Annotated in this window: 6 protein-coding genes; 2 read left to right on the top strand and 4 right to left on the bottom strand. The window is 71.1% G+C overall.

Translation table 11 applies throughout. From position 1 onward, the window contains the following. Positions 1-186: 186 nt before the first annotated feature. The 4 genes from G3I65_RS23170 to G3I65_RS23155 form a co-directional block, all read right to left on the bottom strand. Positions 187-525 (bottom strand): YciI family protein, encoded by a 339-nt coding sequence (locus G3I65_RS23170; RefSeq protein WP_160697976.1) that lies wholly within the window; start codon positions 523-525, stop codon positions 187-189. Between the two features lie 64 nt (positions 526-589). Continuing rightward, complete coding sequence (locus G3I65_RS23165; protein ID WP_166640465.1) at positions 590-1,927, bottom strand: DUF2252 family protein; 1,338 nt, start codon at positions 1,925-1,927, stop codon at positions 590-592. A gap of 34 nt (positions 1,928-1,961) precedes the next feature. Beyond that, a complete protein-coding gene (locus G3I65_RS23160) occupies positions 1,962-3,026 on the bottom strand; it encodes a DUF6801 domain-containing protein (protein WP_160697975.1) in 1,065 nt (354 codons plus the stop codon). Between the two features lie 65 nt (positions 3,027-3,091). Beyond that, positions 3,092-4,324 (bottom strand): DUF6801 domain-containing protein, encoded by a 1,233-nt coding sequence (locus G3I65_RS23155; RefSeq protein WP_160697974.1) that lies wholly within the window; start codon positions 4,322-4,324, stop codon positions 3,092-3,094. A 319-nt stretch (positions 4,325-4,643) separates the two neighbouring features. Between G3I65_RS23155 and G3I65_RS23150 the strand changes: the two genes are divergently transcribed. Next, a complete protein-coding gene (locus G3I65_RS23150; RefSeq protein ID WP_239071393.1) occupies positions 4,644-5,207 on the top strand; it encodes a hypothetical protein in 564 nt (187 codons plus the stop codon). Next, a complete protein-coding gene (locus G3I65_RS23145) occupies positions 5,204-6,388 on the top strand; it encodes a lipase family protein (protein WP_160697973.1) in 1,185 nt (394 codons plus the stop codon). The genes G3I65_RS23150 and G3I65_RS23145 overlap by 4 nt, the downstream gene beginning before the upstream one ends. The last annotated feature ends 161 nt before the right edge of the window (positions 6,389-6,549 follow it).

Here is a 6,549-nt window from a genome sequence, read left to right as displayed (position 1 = left end):
CCGTGGTCAGCCACGCGCCGGGCCGGTCCGGGACACCGTCGCGCGCCCAGCGTTCGAGGGCCTGCAGGTACGCGTCCTGCACGGCCTCCTCGGCCTCGTCGAGGTCGCGGGTGACGCGCACCGTCGCGGCGAGCACGGCGGCCCACTCCCGGCGGTGCGCCTCGGCGACGGCGTCCGCGGCGGAGGTCAGCCCGGCACCACCTGGAAGTCGATCAGCGGCCGGACCTCGACGCCGCCTTCGACGACCGGCGTCAGCTTCGCGCAGGCCAGCGCGTGGTCGAGGTCGCGGGCTTCGAGCAGGTACACCCCGGCCAGCACCTCCTTGGTCTCGACGAACGGCCCGTCGGTGACGAGGTCGCCGCGGATGGCGGTCGCCGTCTCGTTGGGCTGCAGCGCCAGGCCGGCGGTCACCTTCCCGCCCAGCTCGCCGATCCGCTCCGGCAGTCCGATGTGCCGGTCCATGATCTCCTTCGGCAGGTCTTCGGGCGGGACGCGCTCGTAGATCAGCACCGCGTACTGCGCCATGTCCGGTTCCTCTCGTCGTGGTCCTTTCCTACTCCGTCACGCGAGCGGAGGCGAAATCGACAACTCAGAACAACGGACGTCCGGAATCCTTCGCGGCGACGTACGCGCGCCAGTCGGTGGTGACCTGGTCGGCGTAGCTCGTCGCGAAGGCGCGGGTCTCGGCCTGCAGGCCGGACACCGACGTGATCGCGCCGTCGATGGCCGCGTCCGCCGAGTAGCCGAGCCCGGTGCCGGGGATGTCCTGGTCGGCGCGGGCGTGCGCGGCGGCGAGCAGGCGGCCGACGTCGCGGACGGTGTCGTCCCAGATCGCCGACGACGTCAGGTCGCCGATCTTCAGGTCTTCGGCGAACGGCGACTTCTCCTTCACCAGCACCGGGGTCGTCCCGACGGTCGCCCAGCCGGCCAGCGGGTCGGACTGGTTCGCGAGCCACCGCAGCGCCAGCGCCGGCCGCTGCCCGCCGGTCAGCGTCGTGGCGTTCGGCGCGAGCTGCTTCGGCGCCGGGTCGACCTCCTGCTTGAGCTCCAGGACCCGGTCGTCGGACGACGACGTCGTGTCTCCTTCGACGAGCACGTACCAGCGGAACCGGCCGAGGCTGCCGGTGCCCGCGCCGGTCCGCCGCCGCACGTCCTTCACGACGGCTTCGGACGCCTTCAGCGGCTGGCCCGCGGTGGTCCGGTAGGCCGCGACCGCGTCGACGAGCTGCGTCCGGGTCGCCGCGGACACGGTCTGCAGCTCGGGGTCGGCCTTGAAGTGCCCGCCGGTGGTCCATTTAGCGACGAGGTCGGCCCGCTTGTCCGCCGCGGACGCGTCGATCAGGTCGCCGACGAGGTCGGAGGTGTTGCCCGCGGTCAGCCGCCAGGTCGCTTCGTCGTTCGTCCCGTGGAACTTCCCGATCCACTGGGCGTACTCGGCGACGAAGGTGTCGACGTCGGTGGCGATCTGGCTCGCGCTACGGCCGTCCGCGCGCCCGGCGAGCACGATCGAGACGGCCTCACGGCGCAGGTCCCACGTCCAGGAGCCGCGCCAGGCGTCGTCGGTGTCATTGATCGCGAACTGCTCTACGTTGTCGGCCCCGCGGTCGGCGCCGGTGTTCTCGAGGTGGGCGTCACCGGTCAGCCACACGTCGCCGCCCGCGGTGGCGTACGCGGACGGCGGCAGTTCGCCGAGATCCCGGTAGTAGAGCGGCGAAGTGCCCCGGAAGAACGCCCACGCGCTCGACGCGAGCGCCTGCGTCCGCAGCGTCAGCTCGTCGTCGGTCGCGCCGGCGTTCAGCACGTGCAGCGCGTGGTCCCGGTCGTACACCACCGCGACCGGGTCGCGGGCGAGCCCGGCCGCCTCCCCGGGCGCGGCGGCGGCGAGCAGCGTGACTACGACCAGGGTCCCCACAGTGGTTCGGCGCATCCGAACACAGTTACCGGGCCGAGGTGAATCCCGGTCAGCGTGCGGCCAAAGTGACGGCGAACGTGTTGCCGTCACCCTGGAACAGCGAACTCAGGTACGCCGTGAACGTCCCGCAGCCAGTCAGCGCCGGAATCGCGTAGGTCCCGCTCACCGGCCCGCCGGTGGCGAGCGCGAACCCGCCGCCGGTGCGCAGGTCGACCGGGATCGGCGCGCTCGCCCGGCAGCCCGCGTCGGCGACCGGCAGCCCGAACAGCGTCACCTGCGGCAAACTCAGCGCCAGCTTGGCGTGCGCGACGAAGCCGTCGCCGGTGATCTCACCGGTCTGCGGGCCGTCCGGACCGAACTTCAGGTCAGCCGTCCCGGGCACGAACCCGAAGACCTTGAACTCCGCCCGCGCCGGGTCGAACGCCGGGGTGAAGCCCGGGACGGCGAACGAGCCGGTGAGCGGCGCGCTCGCCCCGAGCGCCTTCAGCGTCGTCGTGCCGGTGACGCCGTAGTCGTGCGCGGTCTGGGTGCTGCCCAGGTCGAACGACAGCAGCACCGGGTCCTGGCCGGCGTCGAGCGTGCAGTCCGAGGTGAACGAGCCGAGCCCGGTGAACGAGCCGTCGGCCTTCTTCGGTGTGAGGCGGGTGCTGAAGCCGCCGATCGTCAGCGCCGTCTTGCCCGCGTTCGGCAGCTGCACCGGCGGGACCGTGCCAGACGCCGGCGTGGTGAACGGCCCCGACGCCGGCACCGCCGTCTTCGCCACCGTCATCGGCAAGGTCAAGGGCAGCGTCAGCGGGCCGTTGGTCAGCGTCACCCCTGCGGACGCCGTCCCTTCGATGCTCGCCGCGCCGACCAGGGCCAGGCCGCGGGTGGACTTGTCGGGCACGGTCACCGCGACCGCGAGGTCCGACGTCGTGAACGTGCCGCCCGGCGCGGACGGCACCTCGAACGACGCCTTGATCTCCACGTCCAGCTTCTGCAGCCCGATCAACGGGAACGGGCAGGTGTAGCTCAGCTTCTTCGTGATCGGCGTCGACGCGTGCGCGGGCACGGCCGCGAGCGGCAGCACCAGGCAGGCGAGGGCCGCCGCGAGCAACGACCGGGCGTTCGGCACGGGATTTCCCTTCGGGGGCATGGCACCGGCCCCCGCCGCGGCGCGACGGGGGCCGGCAGATCGGGCTACTTCTTGGCGAGCACCAGGTCCAGCGTGTTGCCGTCGCTCTTGGCGAACGCGCTGATGATGTCGTTGAACGAACCGCAGTTCTGCAGCGCGGACAGCGAGTAGGTGCCCGACAGCTTCCCGCCCTTGAGCAGGTCGAAGTCGGCGCCGGTGGTCATCTCGCTGGTCGACGGGGCGGTCGTGCCGCACTTCGGGTCGGTGCTGATCGGGATGCCGAACAGGTTGACCGTGGTGAGGAACGTGTCGAACTTGATGTGCGCCTTGAAGCCGGTGCCGACGAGCTCACCGGTCTGCGGGCCGTTCTGCACGACCTTGACGTCCGAGCTGCCCTGCAGGAAGCCGAACAGCTTGAAGTCGGTGTGCGTCGGGTTCAGCTGCAGGTTGCCGGTGAACGTCTTGGCCGACAGGTTGACGTCGGCGTCGAACGAGCCGGTGATCGGCGCGGTGCTGCCGAGGGACTTCAGCGCGGTCTGGCCGGTGATGCCGAAGGAGTACTTGATGCCCCCGCCCGGCGGCGGCGTCGTCGAAGTGGGCGGCGGGGTCGTCGAGGTGGGCGGCGGCGGGGTGGTCGAGGTGGGCGGCGGCGGAGTCGTCGTGCCGCCACCGCCGCCGTTGATGGTGATGGTGGCCAGGGTGTTGTTCTGGCCGGTGTCCTGCGTGCAGGGCGCGTCGATGGTGCCGTCCGGCGTGATGCCGGTGACCGAGCCGTCGGCCTTGCGCGGGGTGACCTTGAGGTTCAGGTCGCCGACGGTGATCTTCGCCTGGCCGGGCTGGGTGAACGTCAGCGACGGCGTCTTGCCCGCCGCGTTGATGTTCATCTCACCGGAGGCCGGGATGTTCGTCTTGTCCAGCGTGATCGGGACGTTGACCGGGAGGTTCAGCCCCGGGGCGGCCACGGTCGCCGCCGCCGTCGCGGTGCCCTCGAGCGTCGTGGCGCCGATCAGGCTGAGACCGCTGACGGTGTCCGCGTTGATCGTGGACACGGCCTTGATGTCGAAGGCGCCGGTCGGCTGCCCGGTGTTCACCGTGGTCGGCAGATCGGTGTTGATCACCACCTTCAGCCCCTGCGAACCCACCAGCGGGAAGGTGCAGTGGTAGTTCAGCGTCAGCGAGATCGGGTCGGCGGCACTGGCCTGCGCCCCGAGCACCAGCGCACTGGCGACCAGCCCCACCGCCGCCGTGGCCGCGGCGGCCGCGACCGCCGTCTTCTTCTTGCCTCTTGGGTGACTCACGATGGTCCTTCCGTGTATCAACAGTGATACGAAACGGCGCGCACATTCAGCGAGAATCGCGACCGACCGTAAGCTAACGAGTGCCGATGGGGTCAATCAAGAGCTTTTGGTGAAAACGCCACGCCGCACCGGCAAATTGTCACACCGGCACGCCACACGGCTCGGGTTCCTAGCAGACCGGGGAAGGTTTCCCCAGCACAGCGCGGTCACCGAACCGCTGACGCGCGTGACAACTCCCCGCCGCCGAATGTTGACGCACGTGCCAACCGGTCATTCTCTCCTTGCTCGCGCACAACCGCGCCGCGTAGCTTCGAAACCCATGAAAAGAATGCACAGCGCGGTGCTCGCATTGGCGGCGACCGCACTTCTGTCGTGCGCTGCCTGTGGCTCCGACGCCCCCGCCGACCCCGGCCGCCACGCCGACCCGGCGGCGCTCGCCTGGGTCGACAAGGTGTGCACCGGCGTCGCCGCGGGCTCGGCGAAGCTGGCCCAGCCGCCCGCCATGGACAACGCCGACCCGGTGAAGACCCGCGACGCGATGGTCGACTTCCTGGTCCGGCTCGGCTCCGCACTCGACGACATGGCGGGCGGCATCCGCGGGGCGGGCGTCCCGCCCGTCCCGGATGGACAGTCCGCAGTGGACAAAGCCACCGGCAACCTCACCGAGACCAGGGCCAAGGTCGGCGAGACGAAGACCAAGATGGAGCAGGCGAAGGTCACCGACGACGCCAGCCTGCGGAAGGTCATCGCCGAAGCCGACGCCACCATGGGGCAGCTCGCCGACCCGGAGGGCCCGATCAAGGACCTCAAGGCGAACCCCGAGCTGGACCTGGCCTTCAGCGAGTCCGCGACCTGCAAGCGCGTCTACGGGAGCGGCGCGTGACCGCCCGCCGCGTGCTCGCCGTCTTCCTGGCGCTGGCGCTCGCCGGTGTGTTCGCACCCGCGGCGTCGGCGGCGCCCGCGGCCGGTCCCTTCGACGACTCGTTCTACACGCCGCCGTCGCCGCTGCCCGCGGGCAAGCCGGGCGACGTGCTCCGCTGGCGCCAGTCGAACGCGGGCCCGCGCAAGGCTTCGGTCGACGCCTGGCAGGTGATGTACCTGTCGACGAACGCGCTCGGGCAGCCCGACGCGGTCACCGGCACCGTGCTGGTGCCGAAGACCGCGAACCGGGCCACCGCCCCGATCGTCTCGTTCGACCCGGGCACGCACGGGCCGGCGTTCGGCTGCACGCCGTCGAAGATGATCGACATCGGCGCGTTCTACGAGCAGCCCGGGCTCGACGACCTGCTCGACGCCGGGTACGCCGTCACCGTCCCGGACTACGAGGGCTACCAGAGCACGCCGAAGACGACCTACGTCGTGGGCCGCTCCGAAGGCCCGGCGGTGATCGACGGGGTCCGCGCGGCCCAGCGGCTCACCGCGGCCGGGCTGTCTTCGACGTCGAAGGTCGTCTTCCGCGGCTACTCCCAGGGCGGCGGCGCCGCGGCGTGGGCCGGGGAGCTGCAGCCGTCGTACGCGCCCGAGCTGAACCTCGTCGGGATCGCGGCCGGCGGCGTGCCTTCGGACCTGGTCCAGGTGACGCTGCAGCTGGACGGGAAGTTCGGGTTCGGCGTGTTCGCCTACGCGCTGGTGGGGCTGGACCAGGCCTACCCCGAACTGCAGCTCGACTCGTTCCTCAGCGACAACGGCCGCGCGAAGCTCGCCGAAATGAAGCAGAGCGCGTGCACGTTCGAGCTGCTCACGACGTACGCGAACCAGAAGATCGCGGACTACACGACCGGCCCGGGCTACATCAAGCCCGCGTGGGTGGCCCGGCTGAACGAGAACAAGCTCGGCGGCACCCCGCCGAAGGTGCCGGTGTTCCAGTACCACGGCACCGGCGACCAGCTGGTGCAGTTCGCGCAGGCCGACGCGCTGCACAAGGCGTACTGCGCGGCCGGCGTGGCGGAGACGTGGAAGACCTACGACACCGACCACATCACGCTGGTCTACACCGGCAACGCCGACGTCCTGGCCTTCGTCAAGGACCGGATCGACGGCAAACCGGCGAGCTCGAACTGCTGATCAGCGGACGCGCCCGCCGTGGGGGCGCTGCTGCCAGGAGCTGATCACCGAGCTGACGTACTCGCGCCACTGGTCCTGCGGGTCGTCCGGTGGCGGCGCGGCCGTCGCGGGACCCGCGGGCTTGCGGCCCGCGCCGGCCGGCGCGCTCGGCTTCTTCGCCG

The organism is Amycolatopsis sp. SID8362 (assembly GCF_010550475.1).
Lineage (GTDB): Bacteria > Actinomycetota > Actinomycetes > Mycobacteriales > Pseudonocardiaceae > Amycolatopsis > Amycolatopsis eburnea.
Note: the sequence above shows the minus strand (reverse complement) of the source record. Positions and strands in the feature narration are given on the sequence as shown.